Source organism: Inhella gelatinilytica (assembly GCF_016093295.1).
Lineage (GTDB): Bacteria > Pseudomonadota > Gammaproteobacteria > Burkholderiales > Burkholderiaceae_C > Inhella > Inhella gelatinilytica.
In genome coordinates, this window is the sequence record NZ_JAEDAL010000003.1 from 125,400 (window position 1) to 145,367 (window position 19,968).

Below are 19,968 nucleotides of genomic sequence, written 5' to 3' on the forward strand. Positions count from 1 at the left end.
GGATCGACCATGCTGCGCAGCCTGCCCCTCTTCAAACCCGCTCTGATGGTCGGTGCTTTGGTGTTGGCGAGTGCGGGTGTGGATTCCGCGCCGCGAACCCAACGAAAGCAGGCGCAGCCGCTTTCGGCGGCTGCCCAGGCTGAGACGCCAACGCCCACCGTGCGTTGTGGCGATGACGACCGATTGGCGCTCAAGCGCGATCCTGTGAACGGCGCAGACCTGCAGTTTGCGCAGTCGGACCCCCGGGGCTATTTGGTGCAATTGGCGGACCTCGCGGTCGAGCGCAGTCGGCTGGTGGGCATGGCCCAGCTGCTCAGTTTGGCGGCACAAGATGAACTCAAGGAAGCCGAATGGGCCAGTCGGCCGGAAGCCAGCCTCAGCCTGTCGACGGTGGGGGCTTCAACCGGCGTCTCGGGCGGGGCGACGCACAGCCGCGCAGAGGGCCGTGCCACGCTGTCCGTGGCGGGTGTGCTGTGGGACGGTGGCCAGCGACGCCAATTGATCGAGTGGCGGAAACAACTCGTGGAGGCGGCGCAAGCGGCACGTCAGGGGCAGGCGGAGCAGATTGCCCTGCAGACCGTGGCCTTGAGCTTGGACCGCAGCCGCTACACCCTTCAGTTGCAGATCTATCGCCAGTACGTTCGGAAGATGGCTTGCTTGGTCGAGTCGCTCGATGCCATCACCCAATTCGACAAAGGCCGATCCAGTGAGTGGGTGCAGGCCCAGAAACAGCAGCAGCAAGCCGAATTGGCCCTGGCGTCGACGCAGGACTACTTGCAAAGTGTTGAAACGCGATTGAAGCGCTTGGTCGGAGACCCGTTGCCACCGCCGGGCAGCCTGTCTGCCGTGCTGATTCGCGTGCCCGAACTGGCGGCGCTGCAAAAGGATTTGCTGGCGTCACCAGAAGTCGCTCAGTCGACTGCCCAGGCGCTGGCTGCTCAGCGGCAAGCGGACGCACTGGCGGCGGGTCAAGGGCCGCGGTTGAACTGGGTCCTGAACGGCAGCGCGGTGGCGGCCAGGGGCGGGAACAACAGCCACGATGCGGCGGCCGGTTTGCAAGTGACGATTCCGCTTTATCGTCCGTCCGATACACCAGCGCGCGATGCCGCGCGCCGGCGTGCGGAGGCGGTCAACCTGGCCCGTGACGAGTCCCTGGATGCCAAGAACTGGCGATTGATGGAAGTGCACGATGCGGCCTCCAATTCGCTGGATCGAGCGCGTCGCATCGCCGAACTCTTGCGCAGCAGCCAGCAGTTGCGAGGGGCCACGCTGCAGCAGTGGCAACAGTTGGGACGCCGCTCATTGTTTGATGTGATGGGCGCCGAGTCGGACTACTACATGCTGAGGATCCAGCAGATCAATGCCCTGTACGACGCCCAGCAAGCCGTTGCCCTGATGGGTTCCATGGGGCGCGGGGTGGGGGCGCTGTTGCGCTAACCTTGCGCCTTTTGGGCGAAGGGGGAGTGGCGATGCGGGCTTGGGTGCAGTGGGGCCTCGTGCTGGGCATGGTGAGCGGTGCACCGGTGCAGGCGGATTCGTTCACCTCGTCTGCCAGCTCGGCGGGAAGCTCGGCGTCAAACGTGTCCGGCAGTGTGTCGGATTCAGTTGGGATGTCCAGTGACAGCGCCAAGGGCAAAAAACAGGTGGTGGCCGGCCGGTATCAAGTGCAGGCTCTTGAGCCTTGGACCGACGGTCGCGTTCTGGTCCGGCTGCAAGCCCAAGACGAAGACCGCATGTTGACGCTGCGCTTGCCGCCGCAGGCGGTGCAAGCGGGCCAGTTGCGGGCTGGGGCCGTCCTGGACATCGAGGCCCGCTCCTACGGCTGGGCGCTGGCGCGTTCGGTGGGGGAGGCGTTCTTTTTACTGCTCAACGACGCGCGCGAATTGGAAACGAAGGCGCTGTGATCCGAGCGTTGCGACGGGCCCGGCCGAGGCCCATCCGACGCCTCCTTGTCGCCGCCCTGGTCGTGGTGGGCGTCAATGCATCGGCCGGCTCGGCGCCTGGCTGTGTTGCCCCCCCGGAGCGCGACGCGCAGACGCAAGATCGTTTTTTTCAATGGGCCGAACGGGTCCGCCGGGATCTGGATGCAGCGGGCGCAGAAGTCGCGCTGATTGCGCGGGCGGGAATGGACCTGGAACGGTTGGGGGTCCGCTACACGCATGCGGCGCTGGCTTGGCGTGACCACCCTGCCGGCACGTGGGCTGTTCGTCAGTTGTATTTCGACTGCACCGAGCAGAGGCCGCGGCTGTTTGACCAGGGGCTGACGGCCTTCCTGATGGGAGGTGATGGCGTCGATTCCGGTTATCTCTTGGCCCTGCCGTTGCAAGGAGAGCCTGCCCTGGCTCTGCAGCGTTTCGTCCAAGACCGAGATCGAGCGCTGGCTCTCTTGGCCGCCCGCTACCAAGCCAATGCGCGCTTGGCCGACGAAGCCGCGCAAAACTGCAATCAGTGGGTGGCCGAGGTCCTTGCGGCCACGTGGTCCGGTGGCGACGGCGCAGGCCGGACGGTTGCCCACGACTGGATGCGGGCCCAGGGGTGGGAATCCGGCGCCGTGACTTTGCCCAACCGCCTGTGGCTGTGGGCCGCAGCCCTGACGCGGCACTTGGGCTGGACTGGGCAAACGGAATCCGACTTGGCATCCAACCAAATGCGGGTGACCTTGCCTGAGGATTTGGCCCGATGGTGGCGGCACCAGTGGCCCCAGGCATCGCGGTTGGAGTGGTGTTTGGGCGCCGGGGGTATCGGCGTTCACCAGGGGTGGGCGCGAAGTTGGCCCCAGGGGTGCGAGGTGGAGGGCCCTTAATTGCGCCGTGGCTCGGGTGTGCGGGTGGCCAGCAGGATGCCGGTCAGCGCCAACAGGAGCGCGAGGCCATGCAGAGCCGTCGCGTGTTCCCCAAGGTAAAAAATACCGACCGTGGCGCTGCTAACGGGGATCAGAACGGTGAAGACCCCCGCGCGACTGGCAGGGTACCCCTCCAACCCCCGCATCCACAGCCAGACGGAGAACATGCTGGCGGCCAACGCATAAAACGTCAACAGCCCCCAATCCTGGACGGCGACTTGGCGCCACTCAAAGCTCTGGGCTTGCCACAGGGCCAGGGGCGCCATGAGAAGCAGCCCCCACAAGTTGATGAGCGCCGTGATGCGGCGCGGCGAAAGCTTGTCGCCCAGTCGCTTGCCCGAGACCACATACGCCGCTTCACAAAACACAGCCCCCAACAGCAGAAGGTGTCCCCAGATTGAACCCGCGCTGTCAGCACCGGATGAGGGTCGGGCCAAAGCCAACAGGGCGATACCCACCCCGGAACAAAAGATGGCCAGTCGTACGCGGGGGGCGATGCGTTCACGCAACCACAAGGCGCTGAGCACTGCCACCGCGGCCGGAATGAGTGCCATCACCACGCCGGCCGACAAGGCGGAGGTCGCCTTGACGCCCAGCAGCATGCATATAGAAAAACCAAAATTGCCCAGAAAGCTGCACACAAACAACCAGGCGTGATCGACCCTGTTCAGCACTGGCTCCTGCGCAGGCCGACGAATCCAATGCAGCATGGCCAGCGCCGCCAGGCCAAACCGCAGGCCCGCCAACAGAAAGACGGGAAAAACCGCCACCAGGGCTTTGGAGAGCCCCACGTAACTTCCCACCAAGGCCATGCTGGCCGCCAGAAAAAGCCAGGCCGGCATCACGCTGCGGCCCCGCTGCGTTTCAGTGAGGGGTGGAGGAGGGGAAGCAGCTGAACGGCCAAGAGCGCCCCGAGGATCAATCCGCAACCCAACAGGCCCTGCAGATTGAGCCGTTCGCCCAAAAGCCAGTAACCGAAGAGCGCAGCAAAGAGGGTCTCGCTGCTCAAGATGATGGCAGCGTCGCTGGCCTGCGCATGGCGCTGCGCCACGACCTGGGCGGTGAACGCCATGCCCACGCTCAAGAGGCCCGTGAAGGCCACTGCGGGCCACACCTGAAGGACCTGGGTCCAGGTGAACGGCTCGGCAACGAGCGCGTAGCCCAGGCTGAGGACGCCCACCACCGCAAACTGTCCGCAGGCCACGCTGAATGGGGCGTCAAAACGGTTGGCCAAGCGCCCCACCCAGAGGACATGGGCGGCCCAGGGGAGGGTGGAGGCCAGCACCCACAAGTCGCCAGCGTTGAAGCTCAAAGTGTGGGCCCCACTGAGCAAGAAGGCGCCCGCAACACAGGCCAAAGCGCAGGGCCAAACACTCCAGTGCGGGGATTCCTTGAGCCAGATGGCCGCGAGCAGGGGCACCAGGGGCACGTACAACGCGGTCAGAAAACCGGCATTGGTGACCGTGGTGGTCTGAATGCCAATCTGCTGAAAGCCAGCCCCCACTGTCATCAACATGCCCAGGATCACGACCGCCGGGCCCATCGATTTCGTGCGGCTCTCGGGGCGCCGGCGCGGCTGCTCCCACAACGCGAGGGGCAAGACTACGAGGGCACCGAGTAAGAAGCGAACCCCGGTGAAGGCCATGGGCCCCAGGGCCGCCATGCCCTGAGCCTGAAAAACAAAGGCCGAGCCCCAAATGATGGCAACCAAGGTGAGGAGCAAGTCAGCTTGCAGGCGAGTCATGGCAATCGTGAGGGGAAAAATTTATTGGGCCTGAGCTTCCAGGCGTTGCAATTCGTCAGCCGTGAACCCAGCCAACGCGCGGGCGCCCAGATTCAGCGGCTTGCGGGGACGCGGCGCTTGATAACGCGCACACAAGGCGGGGAAGTCGGTTTCGGGGTCCACGCCGTCCCGTTCACAGGCCCAGTGGTACCAGCGATTGCCGATGGCCACATGCCCTATTTCGTCGCGCAGGATGAGGTCCAAGATCTCGACCGCGCGTGCATCCCCCGCCGCGGCGAACTTCCTCTGCAGCGGGGGGGTGGCATCCAAGCCGCGGGCTTCTAAAGTGCGTGGAACCAAGGCCATGCGGGCGCGAAAGTCGTGCGCCGTGCGCTCGCACATCGTCCACAGGCCATCGTGCGCCTCCAGCGCGCCATAGTCGCAGTCCAGGGTTTGCAAGTGTTCACGCAGCAGTTGAAAGTGCTGGCCCTCTTCAGCCGCCACCTGCAACCAATCCGAATAAAACGCGAGCGGTAGCCCGGAAAAACGCTGCACGGCGTCCAGGGCCAAATTGATGGCATTGAATTCAATGTGCGCGATCGCGTGCAGCAGAACGGCGCGACCCGCTGCCAGGTGAGGGCTGCGGCTGCGGATGGCCACATGCGCCACAAGACGCGGGGCGGGCGGTCGGCCGGGAATGGCGTGGGTGGGGACGAGGGATCGCTCAGCATCCAACGTGAGTTGCCCCGCCCGGTATGCCGCCCACAGGTCCTGCACCGCCTGCGCTTTGGTGACCGGATCGGGTTCGCACAAGAGATCCAGTGCACGCTGGCGAAGCTCGACAATCATGGGTTGCGATTATCCCGTGGAGGCTGCAAATGAGCATTTATCGGCTGGGCGAGCATGCCCCCGTTGTTCCCGTGACGGCATGGGTGGCGCCCAATGCCACCGTCGTCGGGCGTGTGACGCTGGGGGCCGACAACTCGGTGTGGTTCGGTGCCGTGCTTCGTGGCGATTCGGATACCTTGACGCTGGGCGACCGGGTCAACGTGCAAGACAACGCGGTGTTGCACGCGGACAGTGGGTTTCCCCTGGTCATTGAGCACGACGTCACCATCGGGCATCAGGCCATGGTGCATGGGTGTCACGTCGAAGCGGGGTGTTTGATCGGCATTCAGGCCGTGGTGCTCAACGGTGCGCGCATCGGTGCGGGAAGCTTGGTGGGGGCCGGCGCCCTGGTGACCGAAGGCAAGGTGTTCCCGCCGCGCAGCTTGATTGTGGGGAGCCCGGCCAAGCTGCTGCGAGAACTGACCGAAGAAGAAAGTGCGCGCCTGCGGCAATCCGCCGCGTACTACGCGCAGAACGGGGTCCGGTACGGGGCGGAATTGGAAGCAGTGGCATGAGTGAGTTTCAGAAGTTTTTGTTTGAAGGCTTGCCCGTACGTGGGGTGGCCGTTCGGCTCACCGATGGATGGCGGGACATGCAAGCTCGTCGATCGGAGCCGCTACCCGAGGCCGTAACGACCCTGCTTGGGGAAATGAGTGCCTGTGCGCTGCTGCTGCAAGGCAACCTGAAGTTCCAAGGGGCCTTGGTGTTGCAGATGGCGGGCGACGGACCGGTGAAATTGGCCGTCGCGGAGGCGCGCACCGAACTCACGTATCGCGCCACGGCAACCGTCACGGCGGCGGTTCCGCGCCTGGACAGCCAGGGGCAGTTCGACTTGGCCGACTTGCTCAATGTCCATGGCGGGGGACGTTGTGCCATCACGCTGGATGCCGATGACCGCCCCAGTGGCGTGCCACCGTACCAGGGCGTAGTGCCCCTCAACGACGAACAGGCCGCCCGCTTCAGTCGATTGGCGCAAGCGGTGGAGCAGTACATGCGGCTCTCCGAGCAGTTGGACACGAAGATCGTGCTGGCTGCCGATGCGCACAGCGCAGCCGGGTTGATGATTCAGCGCATGCCGCTGAGCGGCGAAGGCAATTTGGAGGGGCACTTGGGCGCCGAGCGCGCAGCGGAGTTGGAAGACGCCTTCCCGCGCTTGGCCATGAAAGTCGAAACCTTGAAGTCGGAAGAGCTTTTGGGCCTCCCGATTCAAGAGGTGCTTCACCGCCTGTTCTGGGAAGAACCCCTGAGGGTTTTTGAACCCGCAACGCCCCGGTTCGCCTGTACTTGTTCGCGCGAACGGGTGGGGCGCATGCTGGTGGGTCTGGGGCGCGAGGAGATTGAGTCCATCCTCGCAGAGCGTGCCGATGTTGAAATCGCCTGCAACTTTTGTGGCCACCCGTACCGTTTCGATGCCGTGGATTGCGCGCAGCTGTTTCAGACCGGGGGCGGTGTGAGCGCGGCCCCCAGCGGCCTGCAGTAAGCGCCGTCAGTCCACGCGACGAATGCGGTCCAGCGCGGGGGCGCGCACCGTGCGCTGGGCTTGGATGTAGGTCTCCAAGGCCTCCACGTCCAGCATGGCGTTTTGCCGTTGGCGGCCGGCCCGAAATCCGGGGAAGCCATCACCGCCTTCGGCGACGAAGTTGTTGACCACAAGGCGGATTTCGCGCTCGGGCGTCACAGGACGGCCGTTCAGCATCAGGCTGCCCGGCACGATGCGGGCCCCCAACGGGCGTCGGGCGTCCCATGTGTAGCTCAGGCCTGTGGAGGGCTGAAGCGGGTCGTAGCGACCACTCTCGCGCCATTGGCTCTCAATGAGTTTCTGCAATTCGGCACCACTGAGCGTCATCATGACCAAGGTGTTGCCAAAAGGCTGGGCCGTGTAGAGGTCCGCAAAGCGAATCAGGCCGTCGGCGTGTCGCGGTAAGGGGGCCCGAACCCCCCCCGTGTTGGTCAGCGCCAGTTCGACCCCGAGATGCCGGACCGCCGCGAGTTGCGCATCGGCCACCAAATGCCCCATGGGCCAGCCGCCTGCGCGATCCCCCGCACCCGTCCGGATTTCCTGATCCAGCCGGCCGATTTCTCGCTCCATCAAGGGTTTGGCTTGTTGAAGGTAGGTGTCGAGGAGCCGAGTCTGGTCGGCATCAGGGGCGTACTGGTCCAGGCGGACCAGGTGGTTTTTGGCCTGGCTCGTTTGCACGTCCCGGGTCTTGCGGTCCAGTTGCAGTTCAATCTCGGTGACGATGGAACCGTATTTGTCACCACTGGTGACCAGCTTGCCGGCAATGCGACAGGTATAGGCCCGGTGGGTGTGCCCGGACACCACCACGTCGACCGCGGGGTCAAAGCGCTGGGTCAAATCCACGATGGGACCGCTGATGCCGGGACATTCATTGTGGCCCCCAGTGGGGTACCCGCCTTCGTGGATCAGCACCACGATGGCTTCGATGCCTTGGGCTTTCAATTCGGGAACCAGTCGATTAACGGTCTGGACCTCGTCGTCGAATCGCAGACCCTCTATGGCACTGGGCAACACCAGATCGGGCGTTCCCTTGAGGGTTAAGCCGATGAAGGCGACCGGGACGCCCTCGAAGTGTCGAACGGAATAGGCGGGCAATAGGGTCTTGCCGGACTGGACATCAATGGTGCTGGCTGCGAGGTATTCAAAGCTGATGCCCTTGTACGGATTCGACCCTTTGCAACCCTCGGTGGGATGGCACCCCCCACGGATACGGCGCAGCAGTTCCACATGACCTTTATCGAACTCGTGGTTGCCCACGGCCGAGATGTGCAACCCCATGAGGCTGAGTGACTCAAGGGAGGGTTCGTCGTGAAAGAGGGCCGACAGCAGGGGGCTCGCTCCAATCAAATCACCTGCCGCAACAAAGACATGATTGGGTTCCCGGGCGCGAAGGGTCTTGACGGCCGTTGCCAGCGCCTTGGAGCCGCCAACCGGGATTTGCAGGACCTTCGATGGATCCGCAGGGTCGTTCATGCGGAAGGCAGCCGGCGGCATCAAGTTGCCGTGAAAGTCGTTGATCGCCAAGACCTGCACCCGAACGGGAGCTTGCGCAACGGGCGGCTGCGCCGAAGGGGTGTGCGAACAAGCGGTCAGGAGGGCTGCGGCGGAGAGGCCGATGCCGCGCAGAACATGCTTCATGGGAGGAACCCGCGCCGAAAAGCGCGATTCTCGTGCGAATACCGCGTCAAGAAAGCGAGTGCGGAAAGGAAGGCAGCGCCTGAATGAGGGCTTGTGCTCGGGGTAAGCGCTCACTCATGGGCCCCGCCAGGACTTGATGGGGGATGTCCTGGGCCTGAAGCAAAGCCAGCAGTTCTGCATGTGTGGAAGCCCGGACCGCTGGGGACTCCCGCAGGTGCCCATCTGAAATCCAGGGAATGCCTTCGGGGCTGCAGAGCAGGGTCAAGTCGAAGTGGCGCTGGGCGCTCAGTGCCGCTGTCAGCGCCTGAGCATCGTAAAAGTAATGCAGGCTGTAGACCGCGGTCATCAGGGCCGTGGTGTCTGCGATCACCAGCGGGTGGGCCTTCGCAGCGGCCGCAATGCGCTGGGTTTGTTCGTCCGCAATGTGAGCCTGTTCCTCGCGAGCCGGCGTGCGACGTTCGCGAATGCACCACTCACGCAGGTATTCGCTGACGGTCGCCGCGTTGTGGGTGGCGTATTGCAATCCGAGTAGGGCTGTCAGGGTGCTCTTGCCGGTGCACTCGGCCCCCAGCAAGGCCACGCGACAACTCATGGACGGGGCATCCGTGGCGCCCGAGCCCATGCCCTCCAACCCAGAACCGACAAGGGGATGAAGGCCGCGTAAAGCAGGACCGTGAGCCAGTAGGCGCGCAGGGAGAAAAGGATCACGGAGACGGCATTGACCGCCACCCAAAACCCCCAGTTCTCAAGGTACTTGCGGCCCAGTTGAACGGTGGCTACCACGCTGGCGACCGTGGGCACGGCGTCCCAATACGGGAGCGGGGAGTCGGTGTAGTGGTCCAGCACCCAACCCAAGAGGGGCGCTCCCACAGCAATGCTGCCCAAGCTCCACGCCCAGGCCGTGGGGGCCATGCGCCGAACCGTCAACGTGGATTGTGCTCGCCCTTGCCACCACTGCAGGAAACCCCAAATGGCCATGGCCACGAAGAACAGCTGAAGAGCGGCCTCCCCGTACAGCTGACCGTGGAAGAAGAGCAGACCATAGAGGAGGGACGAGGCGGCCGCCAGGGGCCACCCGACCAACCACTGGCGCATGTTGGCCAGCACCATGGCGATGGACAGCAGGAAAGCAAGGAGTTCAAGCCACGTGAACGGGGTGCCGACCAGGGTCCAGGCCGGTTGGAGCAGCGCGTCCATGGGGCTTAGCGTTTCGAGCCTGAGGCTCGGGACGCCGGATCAAGGGGCAATTTCACGAAGATCTCGTCAGGCTTGATCAGGCCCAACTCGAAGCGGGCCTTTTCTTCGACCATTTCCAGCCCCTCGCGCAAGTCCTTCAGTTCCGCCCGGGCCCGGGTCTGGGTTTCACGCGCCTGGGCGTTGGCCTGCTCTTGCTGCTGCAACTGGGTTTGCAGCTCGGCCACGCGCGCGGCCGAGCGCTGGCCGAACCAGAGCTGGGCTTGAACCCAGATCAGGCCGGCTGCCAGCAAGAGGGCGATGAAGCGCAAGACTTAGCGCAGGTTGTAGAACGCCGAACGGCCCGGGTAGACCGCGACGTCCCCCAGATCTTCTTCAATGCGCAGCAGCTGGTTGTACTTGGCCATGCGGTCCGAGCGCGACAGGGAACCGGTCTTGATCTGCCCCGCGTTCAAGCCCACGGCGATGTCGGCAATGGTGCTGTCTTCGGTTTCGCCCGAGCGGTGCGAGATGACGGCCGTGTAACCCGCGCGCTTGGCCATCTCAATGGCAGCAAAGGTCTCGGTCAGGGTGCCGATCTGGTTGATCTTGATGAGGATCGAGTTGGCGATACCCTTGTCGATGCCTTCCTTCAGGATCTTGGTGTTGGTGACAAACAGGTCATCACCCACCAGTTGAACCTTCTTGCCCAAGCGTTCGGTCAGGTGCTTCCAGCCGTCCCAATCGCTTTCGCCCATGCCGTCTTCGATGGAGATGATGGGGTACTTGTCGACCCAAGTGGCCAGCATGTCGGTCCACTGGTGGCTGGTCAGCTTCAGGCCGCCCTCACCGTCGAGGTGGTACAGGCCGTCCTTGTGGAACTCGCTGGCCGCGCAGTCCAGCGCCAGGGCGATCTGTGTGCCCGGGGTGTAACCCGCGGCCTCGATGGCCTGCAGGATCATTTGGATCGCAGCCTCGTGGCTGGGCACGTTGGGGGCGAAGCCGCCTTCGTCACCGACGGCGATGCTCATGCCTTGGTCGTGCAGGATCTTCTTCAGCGCGTGGAACACCTCGGCGCCCCAGCGCAGGGCCTCGCGGAAGCTGGTGGCGCCGACGGGGACGATCATCAGCTCTTGCAGGTCCAGGTTGTTGTTGGCGTGGGCGCCGCCGTTGACGACGTTCATCATCGGCACCGGCAATTGGCAGCCGCCCATGCCGCCGAAGTAGCGGTAAAGGGGCAGGCCCGACTCTTCCGCCGCGGCGCGGGCCACGGCCATGGAGACCGCCAGCATGGCGTTGGCGCCCAGGCGGCTCTTGTTCTCGGTACCGTCCAAGTCAATGAGCGTCTTGTCCAGGAAGGCTTGCTCGGCCGCATCCAGGCCCATGACGGCCTCGCAGATTTCGGTGTTGATGTGCTGGACGGCCTTCAGCACGCCCTTGCCCAGGTAGCGGCTCTTGTCGCCGTCGCGCAGTTCGATGGCTTCACGGCTGCCCGTGCTGGCGCCGCTGGGTACCGCGGCACGGCCCAGCGTGCCGGATTCCAACAGCACATCGCATTCAACGGTGGGGTTGCCCCGGCTGTCGAGAATCTCGCGGCCGACGATGTCAACAATGGCGCTCATGGCGTTCCTTGAGAAGTGAAAAATCCAGTTCGTGAAGTCTAGGGACGTAACCCGCCGTACTCAGACCGGCGCGTAGCCCTCGACCAACGTGACATTGAAATACTCGGTGGCTCCGGCGCGAAAGCCCCGTGCCTGGGTATAGGCGTCGCCGTGGTACCAGGCCTTGGCCCGCTCCATGCTGGGAAAGCGCAGGACCGTGATTCGCGCTGGGTTCCAGTCGCCTTCAACGGTTTCGAAAGCACCGCCGCGAACCAGGTACTCGCCCCCACAGGCAGCGATGCTGGCAGGGGCCGCCGCCATGTAGGCTTTGAAGGCTTCGGAGTCGGTGATCTTGACGGTGATGAGGGCGTAGGCAGGCGTGGTGCTCATGGATGCAAACAGGGCGGGGCCTCAGCAGGCGAAATCGTTTTCCAGCAGAGGCTGAGATTTGACGATGCGATCCAAGGCCGCCAGTTGTTCCAGCAGGGCGCGCATGTGCTTGAGCGGCACCGCATTGGGACCGTCACACAATGCCTGATTCGGATCGGGGTGGGTCTCCATGAAGAGACCTGCCACACCGGCTCCGATGGCAGCCCGAGCCAATACCGGTACAAACTCGCGCATGCCGCCACTGCTGGTGCCTTGTCCGCCCGGCAGCTGCACGCTGTGGGTGGCATCAAAAACCACCGGGGCCCTGGTTTCGCGCATGATGGCCAGCGAGCGCATGTCGCTCACCAGGTTGTTGTAGCCGAAGCTCACGCCCCGCTCGCAGGCCAGGAAGGAATCTTCGTTCAAGCCCGCTTCGCGTGCGGCGATGCGGGCCTTGTCGATCACGTTCTTCATGTCGCCCGGGGCCATGAACTGGCCCTTCTTGATATTCACCGGCTTACCCGAGCGAGCGACCGCCTGGATGAAGTCGGTTTGGCGCGCGAGCAAGGCCGGCGTTTGCAGCATGTCCACCACGGCAGCGACGGGGGCGATTTCGTCTTCACGATGTACGTCCGTGATCACGGGGATGTTCAACTCCCGGCGGACTTTGGCCAGAATTTCAAGGCCTTTTTCCATGCCCACGCCCCGGAACGCCGTGGCGCTGGTTCGGTTGGCCTTGTCAAAGCTGGACTTGAAAACGAACGGAATGCCCAGGGCTGCGGTCATTTCCTTGAGTTGACCGGCTGCGTCCATTTGGAGCTGCTCGCTTTCAACGACGCAGGGCCCCGCAATCAGGAAGAACGGCTTGTCCAGCCCAACCTCGAACCCGCACAGCTTCATGCTTGGCCTCCTTTGCGCGCTTTTTGAGCCAACGCCGCCTTGATATACGCAATGAACAGCGGGTGGCCTTCCCAAGGCGTGCTCTTGAACTCGGGGTGGAACTGCACGCCCATGAACCAGGGGTGCACGTTTTGCGGCAACTCGACGATTTCAGTCAACTTCTCACGCTGGGTGATGGCTGAAATCACCAGCCCCGCCGCCTGAAGTTGATCCAGATAGTGCTCATTGGCTTCATAACGGTGGCGGTGGCGCTCGGTCACCACATCCCCGTAGATGCTGTGGGCCAGCGTGCCGGGTTTGACATCGGAACTTTGCGCGCCCAGGCGCATGGTGCCGCCGAGGTCCGAATGGACATCGCGCTTCTGAATGGAGCCATCGGCGTCCAGCCACTCGTCGATGAGGGCGATCACTTTGTGCGGTGCCTCGGGTTCCATCTCGGAACTGTTGGCACCTTCTAGGCCGGCCATGTGGCGGGCGTATTCGATCGTGGCCACTTGCATGCCCAAGCAAATGCCCAGGTACGGGATCTTGTGTTCGCGTGCATATTGAGCGGCGCGAATCTTGCCTTCCACCCCCCGCTTACCGAAGCCACCCGGCACCAAGATGGCGTCGTATTGGGCGAGCTGCTCAATATCGGCAGACTCCAGCGCTTCGGAGTCCAGGTACTCGATATTGACGCGAGCGTGGTTGTGGATGCCGGCGTGGCGCAGCGCCTCGTTGAGTGATTTGTACGAATCAGACAAATCGGTGTACTTGCCGCACATGGCAATGCGCACTTCGTGCTGTGGGTGCTCGACTTCGCGCACCAGGGTGTCCCAGCGCGTCAAGTCGGTGCTGCGGGTGCTGAGTTGTAACTTGGTGCAAATGAGCTGGTCCAGCCCCTGTTCGTGAAGGACACGCGGCACCTTGTAAATGGTGTTGACGTCCCACATCGAAATCACGCCGTACTCGGGCACGTTGGTGAAGAGCGAGATCTTTTCCCGCTCGTCTTCCGGGATCCGTCGGTCTGCACGGCAGAGCAGGGCGTCGGGCTGAATGCCGATTTCGCGCAGTTTTTGGACCGTGTGCTGCGTCGGCTTGGTCTTCAATTCCCCGGCGGCAGCGATCCAAGGCACATAGGTCAGGTGCACGAAGGCCGTATTGGTCTGGCCCATGCGCAGGCTCATCTGACGCGCAGCTTCCAAGAAGGGCAGGGACTCGATGTCGCCCACCGTGCCGCCGATCTCCACGATGGCCACATCCACTGCGTCGTCGGTCCCGGCACCCGCACCGCGCTTGACGAAATCCTGAATCTCGTTGGTGATGTGCGGAATCACCTGCACGGTCTTGCCGAGGTAGTCGCCGCGGCGCTCCTTCTCCAGCACCGACTTGTAGATCTGACCGGTGGTGAAGTTGTTGGCGCGTTTCATCCGGGTGGTGATGAAGCGCTCGTAGTGGCCCAGGTCCAGGTCGGTCTCGGCGCCGTCGTCGGTGACGAAGACCTCGCCATGCTGGAACGGGCTCATCGTGCCCGGGTCCACGTTGATGTAAGGGTCCAGTTTGATCAGCGTGACCTTGAGGCCACGCGACTCAAGCAAAGCAGCCAAGGAGGCAGCGGCCACACCCTTGCCCAGGGAGGACACCACACCGCCGGTGACGAACACGTATTTGGTCATGTTTGTGCAGGGCATTCCCACGCGCTGCACCCCCTTGGCATCGATGCGGGGGGCCGTGCAGGCCGAAAACGCTCAAGAGGAAAGGCGAAGTATAACGGCTGGGGTTTACCCGCGAACGAGCTCTTCGATCAGATCCAGTACCTGGTGCGCCGTTGTTTCGGGCCGCACAAACGGGAAGAGGTGCCCCCCTTCCACGATACGCAGGTTCGGTCCGACAAAGCGTTGCGTGGCGTCCCAACCGCCCTGGCGCATTTCCTCGCTGTCACGCCCCGCGATCAGCCCCACCGGCACGCGCAAGCCGCGGGTCGCACGGTTCAGGTGATGTGGCAGGGTCGCGTAGATGGCGGTCTCCACCTCTCGCAAAAAAGTCAGGCGCCAGCCTCCGCGCTCGGGGTCGGGTTCGAAGGCCGTGTCCAGGTAATCCTGCAGCACGCGCGGGTCCCAGGCCTGGAAGTAAGGCTTGCTGCGAAAGTGTGTTTCGAGGCTCTGCCGGTCGGGCCAATGGTTGCGCCGCCGCTGGGCCACAGCAGCCGGCGGTACGCGGTGGATCCAACCACTGGCCTTACCGGCTTGCACCACGCGGGCGCGCCAGCCACTGACGTAGGGGGTGTCCAGCATCACCACCGCCTGCACGGTCGCCGGCCGTTTGCAGGCCGCCAGCAGGCTCAGGGCGCCGCCCAGAGAATGCCCAACCAAGACACGGGGTTGGGTGGGGGGCAGTTCGGCGTCCGCGAAGTCCAGCAGCTGCGCCACCAGCTCATTCCAGTTGCTACGCACCGGGAACCGGGGATCGTGCCCATATTGCGGGAGCGCCAGCACGGTGTGACCCGCCGCGCGCCATTGCTCGAACAGCAGGCGGTAGCAACTGGCAGGGTAACTGTTGGCGTGGGAGAAGAGCAGCGTCGACATGGGCGCGTAGTGTGCCGGCCGCCGTATCGCAGAATGCCCTCCACCTCAATGAGATTTAGGGAGATCGCTCCATGCTTAGATCCCAGTATCTAGCCCTCGCACTAAGCCCCTGGCTCGCCGCGCCCGCCGTGGCAGCGCCCAAGCCCTGCGAGGAACTCAAGACAGAGATTGCGGCCAAGCTTGATGCCGCTGGGGTCAAGGCCTACACCTTGAGCATCGTGCCAGCCGACCAGGTGGGGGAGAAGAAAGTGGTGGGCCAATGCGACGCCGGCCGCAAGCGCATCACGTACGAGCGCGGGTGATCAGGTGAGCAGCCCTTTGAGCCGGTAGAGCTGCTCCAGCGCCTCCCGCGGGGAGCAGCTGTCCACATCCAGGGCTTTGAGCGCGCGCAAGGCTTGGGGCTCGTCGGCCACGGGGGCGGGCGGCGGGGCTGCGAACAGGTCAACTTGCGATTGCGTGCCGACCTTCTGTGCTTCCAAGGCTTCGAGGCTTGAACGGGCTTGGCGCAGCACCGGGCCGGGCATACCTGCCAGCCGCGCGACCTGCACGCCATAGCTGCGACTGGCCGGGCCGGGTTGCAGCTCGTGCAGAAAGGCGATGTCGTCGCCCGCCTCCACGGCGGAAACGTGCACGTTGTGCGCTTCGCTCTTTTGGGCGGGCAGTTCGGTCAGCTCGAAGTAGTGCGTGGCAAAGAGGGTGAGCGAGCGGTTTTTGTCGTGCAAATGCGTGGCAATGGCGCCCGCCAAGGCCAAGCCGTCGAAGGTGCTGGTGCCGCGGCCTATCTCGTCCATGAGCACCAGGCTTTGCTCGCTGGCGGCGTGCAGGATGGCGGCTGCCTCGGTCATCTCCAGCATGAAGGTGGATTGGGCGTTGGCGAGGTCATCCGCCGCGCCGATGCGCGTGTGGATGGCGTCCATCGGGCCCAGGCGGCAGGCGGTGGCGGGCACGTAGCTGCCCATGGCGGCCAGCAGGGCGATCAACGCCACCTGGCGCATGAAGGTGCTTTTGCCACCCATGTTGGGGCCGGTGATGACGAGCAAACGGCGCTTGGCATCCAGGCGGCAATCGTTGGGTTGAAAGGCGGTGCCCTTGGTTTCGGCCAAGCGGGCTTCGACGACGGGGTGGCGCCCGGCTTGGATATCGATGCAGGGGTAGGACACAAACTCCGGCGCGCACCAGTTCAAGGTGGCGGCCCGCTCGGCCAGTGCGGCCAAGACGTCCAGGCTGGCCAGGGCGCGTGCCGTGAGGGCCAGGGGCTCGACGAAGGTGGAGAGATCGTCCAGCAAGCGCTCGAATAGGAATTTCTCACGGGCCAAGGCGCGCTCGCTGGCGGAGAGCGCCTTGTCCTCAAACGCCTTCAGCTCGGGCGTGATGAAGCGCTCGGCGTTCTTGAGGGTCTGGCGGCGCTGGTAGCGGTCCGGCACTTTGTCCTTTTGACCCTGCGTCACCTCGATGTAGAACCCATGCACCTTGTTGAACTGCACGCGCAAGTTGGGGATGCCGGTGGCTTCGCGCTCGCGGGCTTCCAAATCCAGCAGGAAGGCGTCGCAGTTGGCGTTGATGGCGCGCAACTCGTCCAGTTCGGCGTCAAAGCCGGTGGCGATCACACCGCCATCGCGCAGCCAAACGGCCGGCTGCTCCATCAGCGCGGTGCGCAGCAGGTCCTCGACGCCGGGTGGGGTGGCCAGGGCGGCGCGCAAATCGTTCAAAAGCCCGGCGCCGGGTGGCACGCAGGCGGCCAGGGTGGGGAGCTCGGCCAGGGTGTCGCGCAAGCCGGCCAGTTCGCGTGGGCGCACCTGGCGCAAGGCCACGCGGCTGACGATGCGCTCCACGTCCGAGACGCGGCGCAAGGCCTCGCGCAGCGGGTCAAAGCCCAATTCCATCAAGGTGGCGATGGCGGTCTGGCGCGCCATGGCCGGGTGGCGGTCGCGTGGCGGTGTCAGCAGCCACTGGCGCAAGCAGCGGCTGCCCATGCCCGTGCGGCAGCTGTCCAGCAAGGAGAGCAAGGTGGGGCTGTCCTCGCCGCGCAGGGTCTGGGTGAGTTCCAGGTTGCGTTGCGTGGCGGGCGGTAGGTCCATCAGCTCGGTGGCGCGCAGCACCGAGAGTCGCTTGACATGCCCCAGCGCGCGGCCTTGGGTGTGCTCCAGATAGGCCAGGAGCGCACCGCCCGCGGCTTGGGCGACCGGGAGATCTTGGGCATTCAGGCCCTGCAGGCTCGCCACGCCGAGTTGCTCGCACAGCTTGCGCTCGCCCAGGGGTGTGTCGAACTGCCAGGCCGGGCGTGCGGCCACAGGGGCGCGCACCACCGCCAGGGCTTCGGGCTGGCCCGGTGCGCTGTGGTCGCGGGCCACCAAGATCTCGGCGGGGTTCAAGCGGGCCAGCCAGCCGGACAGCTCCTGGCGGCTGCATTCCAAGAGGCCGATTTCGCCCTGTGAGAGCGTCACCCAGGACAAACCAAAGCGCCCCGCCGCGGCGTGCAGCGCCAGCAAGGGCGCATCCTGCTTGTCCGCCAGCAGCTCCGAATCGGTGATGGTGCCCGGCGTCACGATGCGCACCACCTTGCGCTCCACCGGCCCTTTGCTGGCACCCACCTCGCCCACTTGCTCCGCGATCGCGACCGACTCGCCCAGCTTCAACAGCTTGGCGAGGTAGTTTTCCAGCGCCGCCACGGGCACGCCCGCCATCACCACGGGCTCCCCCCCACTCTGGCCGCGAACTGTCAGCGTGATGTCCAACAGCGCGTTGCACTTGCGGGCGTCGTCGTAAAAGACTTCGTAGAAATCTCCCATCCGGAAGAACACCAGCAGGTCGGCATGCTCCGCCTTGATGCGCAGGTACTGCTGCATGAGCGGCGTGTGGGCGCTGAAATCGAGGGTCTCGCTCATCGAACGGGTATCGCAAATGAACAAAGCCCTCGGGAGAGGGCTTTAGGAGGAGCTGAGTGTAGGGGTTTCAGAGTGGCACGTCGCTGCTGGGATCCCGAACCAGCGTAGCGCGGCGTGACTTGGGCTGGGCTCCGGCGGGTGCAGGCGCCTCGGTGGCCAATTCTTCGGTTTGAATCACGCGGCTGTAGGGGGCCAGAAGCGGCACCAACTGGGCATAGATCTTGGGTGATCCGGCCAAAATTTCCCGCTGGTGGAGGAAATCCGATTCGCCGGTGAAGTTTCCGCACAACCCGCCGGCCTCTTGCACGATCAGGGAGCCTGCGGCGACGTCCCACGGTGACAAACCGGTCTCGAAAAAGGCGTCGTAATAGCCCGCGGCAACGTAGCAGAGGTCCAGCGAGGCGGCACCGGGGCGTCGTACACCAGCGGTCTGCTGCATGATTTCTTCAAACAGCTTCAGGTAGCGCTTGAAGTTGTCCCCCTTGCGGAAGGGGAAACCCGTTCCCACCAGGGCGTCCGACAACCGGGTGCGGCGCGATGCGCGCAGGCGGCGGTCGTTCAAGAAGGCGCCCCGGCCTTTGCTCGCATGGAACAGGTCGTTGCGGGTCGGGTCGTACACCACCGCTTGTTGCACCACATTGCGGTGCGCGAGCGCGATGGAGACGGCATAGATGGGCAGGCCGTGAATGAAATTGGTCGTGCCATCCAGCGGGTCGATGATCCACTGGTACTCGGACTGCGAGTTGCCGTGCTCTTTGCCGGATTCTTCGGCCAGGATGCCGTGCTGAGGATAGGCCTCAAGCAGGGTCTTGATGATGACGGCTTCGGCCGCATGGTCGACTTCGGTCACGAAGTCGTTCGTCGCCTTGGTGCCCACCTTGATGCTGTCCAGGTCCAGCGATGCGCGGTTGATCACAGCGCCAGCGGCGCGGGCGGCCTTGATGGCCACGTTGAGCATGGGATGCAGAGCTGCAGACGACATGAAGCGGTCTTCCTGAATGGGGGTGGGCTGGCGATGAAAAAGAACGGAGGGCTTGGCAACAGCCAGCCCTCGGATAATCGCGAGATTCTACTAAGTCTGACGAGTTTTGCGTGACTCTCACCCGTTTTGTCCTGATGAACCCGAGCCATCCGGGAAATGTTGGCGCGGCGGCGCGGGCACTCAAGGTGATGGGGTTCCGTGAACTTGTGCTGGTTCGGCCGCGCTTCGCCGATGTGCTGACGCAGCCTGAAACGATCGCGTTCGCCAGTGGGGCTACCGATGTGCTGAGTGCGGCTCGGGTGGTGGGTTCCTTTGAGGAGGCGGTGGCTGGCATGCAGCGGGTGGTGGGTACCGCCATGACACCGCGTGATTTCGGCCCCGCTTGCCACGCCCCACGCCCCCTCTTTGAAGCGTGGGCCACAGAGTCCCAGGTGCCGAGCTTGGCCTTGGTTTTCGGTAGCGAGCGCTTGGGTCTCAGCAACGAGGACGTCTATCGCTGCCACGCGGTGGTTTCCATTCCGACGGCGCCCGATTACGGGTCCCTCAATTTGGCGCAGGCGGTGCAATTGCTGGCCTATGAATGGCGCCAAGCGCTCGGAGGCTTCCCGGTACAGGCCCGCACGGCGCCACCGGATTTGGCCGACGCCCAAGCGGTGCAGGGTTTGCTGCGGCACTGGGAGCGGGCGCTGATTCAGATTGGGTTTCTCGACCCCGCGGCACCCAAGAAGCTCATGCCGCGCCTGAACCAACTCTTCAATCGGGCGGGCGTCCAGAGCGAAGAGGTGCACATTCTTCGTGGCATCGCCCGGGCGATGCAGAAGTCAGCCAGTGCGAACCCCGGGTCGGAGATGCCCCGGACCTGACCACGGGTTTGTTGGGTTTCG

At 64.2% G+C, this 19,968-nt stretch carries 21 protein-coding genes; 7 read left to right on the forward strand and 14 right to left on the reverse strand.

What is annotated here, in order from left to right; all coding sequences use genetic code 11:
• Positions 1 to 9: 9 nt before the first annotated feature.
• Genes I7X43_RS08480 through I7X43_RS08490 form a run of 3 tightly spaced genes read left to right on the forward strand, consistent with a single transcriptional unit; the run spans position 10 to position 2,803 of the window.
• Positions 10 to 1,437 (forward strand): TolC family protein, encoded by a 1,428-nt coding sequence (locus I7X43_RS08480; protein ID WP_198100502.1) that lies wholly within the window; start codon positions 10 to 12, stop codon positions 1,435 to 1,437.
• Between the two features lie 32 nt (positions 1,438 to 1,469).
• The gene (locus I7X43_RS08485; RefSeq protein ID WP_198100503.1) at positions 1,470 to 1,904 is read left to right on the forward strand and encodes a hypothetical protein; all 435 of its coding nucleotides are present in this window, start codon (positions 1,470 to 1,472) and stop codon (positions 1,902 to 1,904) included.
• Positions 1,901 to 2,803: a DUF2145 domain-containing protein gene (locus tag I7X43_RS08490; protein WP_198100504.1), complete on the forward strand. Its 903-nt coding sequence runs from the start codon at positions 1,901 to 1,903 to the stop codon at positions 2,801 to 2,803. Before I7X43_RS08485 ends, I7X43_RS08490 begins: the two co-directional genes overlap by 4 nt.
• Here the strand turns inward: I7X43_RS08490 and I7X43_RS08495 are convergent.
• From I7X43_RS08495 to I7X43_RS08505, 3 genes are read right to left on the reverse strand one after another with little or no spacing between them, the layout of a single operon-like run.
• The gene (locus I7X43_RS08495) at positions 2,800 to 3,684 is read right to left on the reverse strand and encodes a DMT family transporter (protein WP_198100505.1); all 885 of its coding nucleotides are present in this window, start codon (positions 3,682 to 3,684) and stop codon (positions 2,800 to 2,802) included. The genes I7X43_RS08490 and I7X43_RS08495 overlap by 4 nt on opposite strands.
• On the reverse strand, positions 3,684 to 4,586 hold the full coding sequence (locus I7X43_RS08500; RefSeq protein WP_198100506.1) for a DMT family transporter: 903 nt from the start codon (positions 4,584 to 4,586) through the stop codon (positions 3,684 to 3,686). Before I7X43_RS08500 ends, I7X43_RS08495 begins: the two co-directional genes overlap by 1 nt.
• A gap of 21 nt (positions 4,587 to 4,607) precedes the next feature.
• Positions 4,608 to 5,414, reverse strand: coding sequence for a ferritin-like domain-containing protein (locus tag I7X43_RS08505; RefSeq protein ID WP_198100507.1), 807 nt, complete (start codon positions 5,412 to 5,414; stop codon positions 4,608 to 4,610).
• Positions 5,415 to 5,443: 29 nt separating this feature from the next.
• On the opposite strand from I7X43_RS08505, the gene I7X43_RS08510 reads away from it, so the two are divergent.
• Together I7X43_RS08510 and hslO are read left to right on the forward strand one after the other, a co-directional pair.
• Entirely contained in the window at positions 5,444 to 5,968 is a 525-nt protein-coding gene (locus I7X43_RS08510) for a gamma carbonic anhydrase family protein (protein WP_198100508.1), read from the forward strand.
• Complete coding sequence (gene hslO / locus I7X43_RS08515; RefSeq protein ID WP_198100509.1) at positions 5,965 to 6,933, forward strand: Hsp33 family molecular chaperone HslO; 969 nt, start codon at positions 5,965 to 5,967, stop codon at positions 6,931 to 6,933. The genes I7X43_RS08510 and hslO overlap by 4 nt, the downstream gene beginning before the upstream one ends.
• Before the next feature lie 6 nt (positions 6,934 to 6,939).
• Here the strand turns inward: hslO and I7X43_RS08520 are convergent, their stop codons facing one another.
• From I7X43_RS08520 to I7X43_RS08560, 9 genes are all read right to left on the reverse strand, one after another.
• A complete protein-coding gene (locus I7X43_RS08520) occupies positions 6,940 to 8,610 on the reverse strand; it encodes a bifunctional metallophosphatase/5'-nucleotidase (protein WP_198100510.1) in 1,671 nt (556 codons plus the stop codon).
• 46 nt (positions 8,611 to 8,656) lie between these two features.
• Complete coding sequence (locus I7X43_RS08525) at positions 8,657 to 9,202, reverse strand: AAA family ATPase (RefSeq protein WP_198100511.1); 546 nt, start codon at positions 9,200 to 9,202, stop codon at positions 8,657 to 8,659.
• Positions 9,199 to 9,807 (reverse strand): nicotinamide riboside transporter PnuC, encoded by a 609-nt coding sequence (gene pnuC, locus I7X43_RS08530; protein ID WP_198100512.1) that lies wholly within the window; start codon positions 9,805 to 9,807, stop codon positions 9,199 to 9,201. Before pnuC ends, I7X43_RS08525 begins: the two co-directional genes overlap by 4 nt.
• Positions 9,808 to 9,812: 5 nt before the next feature.
• Positions 9,813 to 10,115 carry a septum formation initiator family protein gene (locus I7X43_RS08535; RefSeq protein ID WP_198100513.1) on the reverse strand — a complete coding sequence of 101 codons (303 nt, stop codon included), beginning with the start codon at positions 10,113 to 10,115 and terminating at the stop codon, positions 9,813 to 9,815.
• A gap of 3 nt (positions 10,116 to 10,118) precedes the next feature.
• Complete coding sequence (eno, locus tag I7X43_RS08540) at positions 10,119 to 11,405, reverse strand: phosphopyruvate hydratase (protein WP_198100514.1); 1,287 nt, start codon at positions 11,403 to 11,405, stop codon at positions 10,119 to 10,121.
• 60 nt (positions 11,406 to 11,465) lie between these two features.
• Entirely contained in the window at positions 11,466 to 11,774 is a 309-nt protein-coding gene (locus I7X43_RS08545; protein WP_198100515.1) for a DUF1330 domain-containing protein, read from the reverse strand.
• Between the two features lie 21 nt (positions 11,775 to 11,795).
• The gene (gene kdsA, locus I7X43_RS08550; RefSeq protein ID WP_198100516.1) at positions 11,796 to 12,653 is read right to left on the reverse strand and encodes a 3-deoxy-8-phosphooctulonate synthase; all 858 of its coding nucleotides are present in this window, start codon (positions 12,651 to 12,653) and stop codon (positions 11,796 to 11,798) included.
• Complete coding sequence (gene pyrG, locus I7X43_RS08555; RefSeq protein WP_198100517.1) at positions 12,650 to 14,308, reverse strand: CTP synthase; 1,659 nt, start codon at positions 14,306 to 14,308, stop codon at positions 12,650 to 12,652. Before pyrG ends, kdsA begins: the two co-directional genes overlap by 4 nt.
• Before the next feature lie 105 nt (positions 14,309 to 14,413).
• The gene (locus I7X43_RS08560; protein ID WP_198100518.1) at positions 14,414 to 15,217 is read right to left on the reverse strand and encodes an alpha/beta hydrolase; all 804 of its coding nucleotides are present in this window, start codon (positions 15,215 to 15,217) and stop codon (positions 14,414 to 14,416) included.
• Between the two features lie 71 nt (positions 15,218 to 15,288).
• Here I7X43_RS08560 and I7X43_RS08565 point away from each other — a divergent pair, with 71 nt between their 5' ends.
• Entirely contained in the window at positions 15,289 to 15,519 is a 231-nt protein-coding gene (locus I7X43_RS08565; protein ID WP_198100519.1) for a DUF1161 domain-containing protein, read from the forward strand.
• Here the strand turns inward: I7X43_RS08565 and mutS are convergent, their stop codons facing one another.
• A complete protein-coding gene (gene mutS / locus I7X43_RS08570; protein WP_198100520.1) occupies positions 15,520 to 18,102 on the reverse strand; it encodes a DNA mismatch repair protein MutS in 2,583 nt (860 codons plus the stop codon). It abuts the gene before it with no gap.
• A gap of 67 nt (positions 18,103 to 18,169) precedes the next feature.
• Positions 18,170 to 19,084: an inositol monophosphatase family protein gene (locus I7X43_RS08575; RefSeq protein ID WP_198100521.1), complete on the reverse strand. Its 915-nt coding sequence runs from the start codon at positions 19,082 to 19,084 to the stop codon at positions 18,170 to 18,172.
• Positions 19,085 to 19,218: 134 nt separating this feature from the next.
• Between I7X43_RS08575 and I7X43_RS08580 the strand changes: the two genes are divergently transcribed.
• Positions 19,219 to 19,947, forward strand: a complete 729-nt coding sequence (locus tag I7X43_RS08580; RefSeq protein ID WP_198100713.1) for an RNA methyltransferase — start codon at positions 19,219 to 19,221, stop codon at positions 19,945 to 19,947.
• Positions 19,948 to 19,968: the final 21 nt, after the last annotated feature.

Excerpts from the sequence above, each read along its gene's own strand:
- I7X43_RS08480 (WP_198100502.1), top strand. The coding sequence starts at position 10 with ATGCTGCGCAGCCTGCCCCTCTTCAAACCCGCTCTGATGGTCGGTGCT.
- I7X43_RS08485 (WP_198100503.1), top strand. The coding sequence starts at position 1,470 with ATGCGGGCTTGGGTGCAGTGGGGCCTCGTGCTGGGCATGGTGAGCGGT.
- I7X43_RS08495 (WP_198100505.1), bottom strand. The coding sequence starts at position 3,684 with ATGCCGGCCTGGCTTTTTCTGGCGGCCAGCATGGCCTTGGTGGGAAGT.
- I7X43_RS08500 (WP_198100506.1), bottom strand. The coding sequence starts at position 4,586 with ATGACTCGCCTGCAAGCTGACTTGCTCCTCACCTTGGTTGCCATCATT.
- I7X43_RS08505 (WP_198100507.1), bottom strand. The coding sequence starts at position 5,414 with ATGATTGTCGAGCTTCGCCAGCGTGCACTGGATCTCTTGTGCGAACCC.
- I7X43_RS08510 (WP_198100508.1), top strand. The coding sequence starts at position 5,444 with ATGAGCATTTATCGGCTGGGCGAGCATGCCCCCGTTGTTCCCGTGACG.
- hslO (WP_198100509.1), top strand. The coding sequence starts at position 5,965 with ATGAGTGAGTTTCAGAAGTTTTTGTTTGAAGGCTTGCCCGTACGTGGG.
- I7X43_RS08520 (WP_198100510.1), bottom strand. The coding sequence starts at position 8,610 with ATGAAGCATGTTCTGCGCGGCATCGGCCTCTCCGCCGCAGCCCTCCTG.
- I7X43_RS08525 (WP_198100511.1), bottom strand. The coding sequence starts at position 9,202 with ATGAGTTGTCGCGTGGCCTTGCTGGGGGCCGAGTGCACCGGCAAGAGC.
- pnuC (WP_198100512.1), bottom strand. The coding sequence starts at position 9,807 with ATGGACGCGCTGCTCCAACCGGCCTGGACCCTGGTCGGCACCCCGTTC.
- eno (WP_198100514.1), bottom strand. The coding sequence starts at position 11,405 with ATGAGCGCCATTGTTGACATCGTCGGCCGCGAGATTCTCGACAGCCGG.
- I7X43_RS08545 (WP_198100515.1), bottom strand. The coding sequence starts at position 11,774 with ATGAGCACCACGCCTGCCTACGCCCTCATCACCGTCAAGATCACCGAC.
- kdsA (WP_198100516.1), bottom strand. The coding sequence starts at position 12,653 with ATGAAGCTGTGCGGGTTCGAGGTTGGGCTGGACAAGCCGTTCTTCCTG.
- pyrG (WP_198100517.1), bottom strand. The coding sequence starts at position 14,308 with ATGACCAAATACGTGTTCGTCACCGGCGGTGTGGTGTCCTCCCTGGGC.
- I7X43_RS08560 (WP_198100518.1), bottom strand. The coding sequence starts at position 15,217 with ATGTCGACGCTGCTCTTCTCCCACGCCAACAGTTACCCTGCCAGTTGC.
- I7X43_RS08565 (WP_198100519.1), top strand. The coding sequence starts at position 15,289 with ATGCTTAGATCCCAGTATCTAGCCCTCGCACTAAGCCCCTGGCTCGCC.
- mutS (WP_198100520.1), bottom strand. The coding sequence starts at position 18,102 with ATGAGCGAGACCCTCGATTTCAGCGCCCACACGCCGCTCATGCAGCAG.
- I7X43_RS08575 (WP_198100521.1), bottom strand. The coding sequence starts at position 19,084 with ATGTCGTCTGCAGCTCTGCATCCCATGCTCAACGTGGCCATCAAGGCC.
- I7X43_RS08580 (WP_198100713.1), top strand. The coding sequence starts at position 19,219 with ATGAACCCGAGCCATCCGGGAAATGTTGGCGCGGCGGCGCGGGCACTC.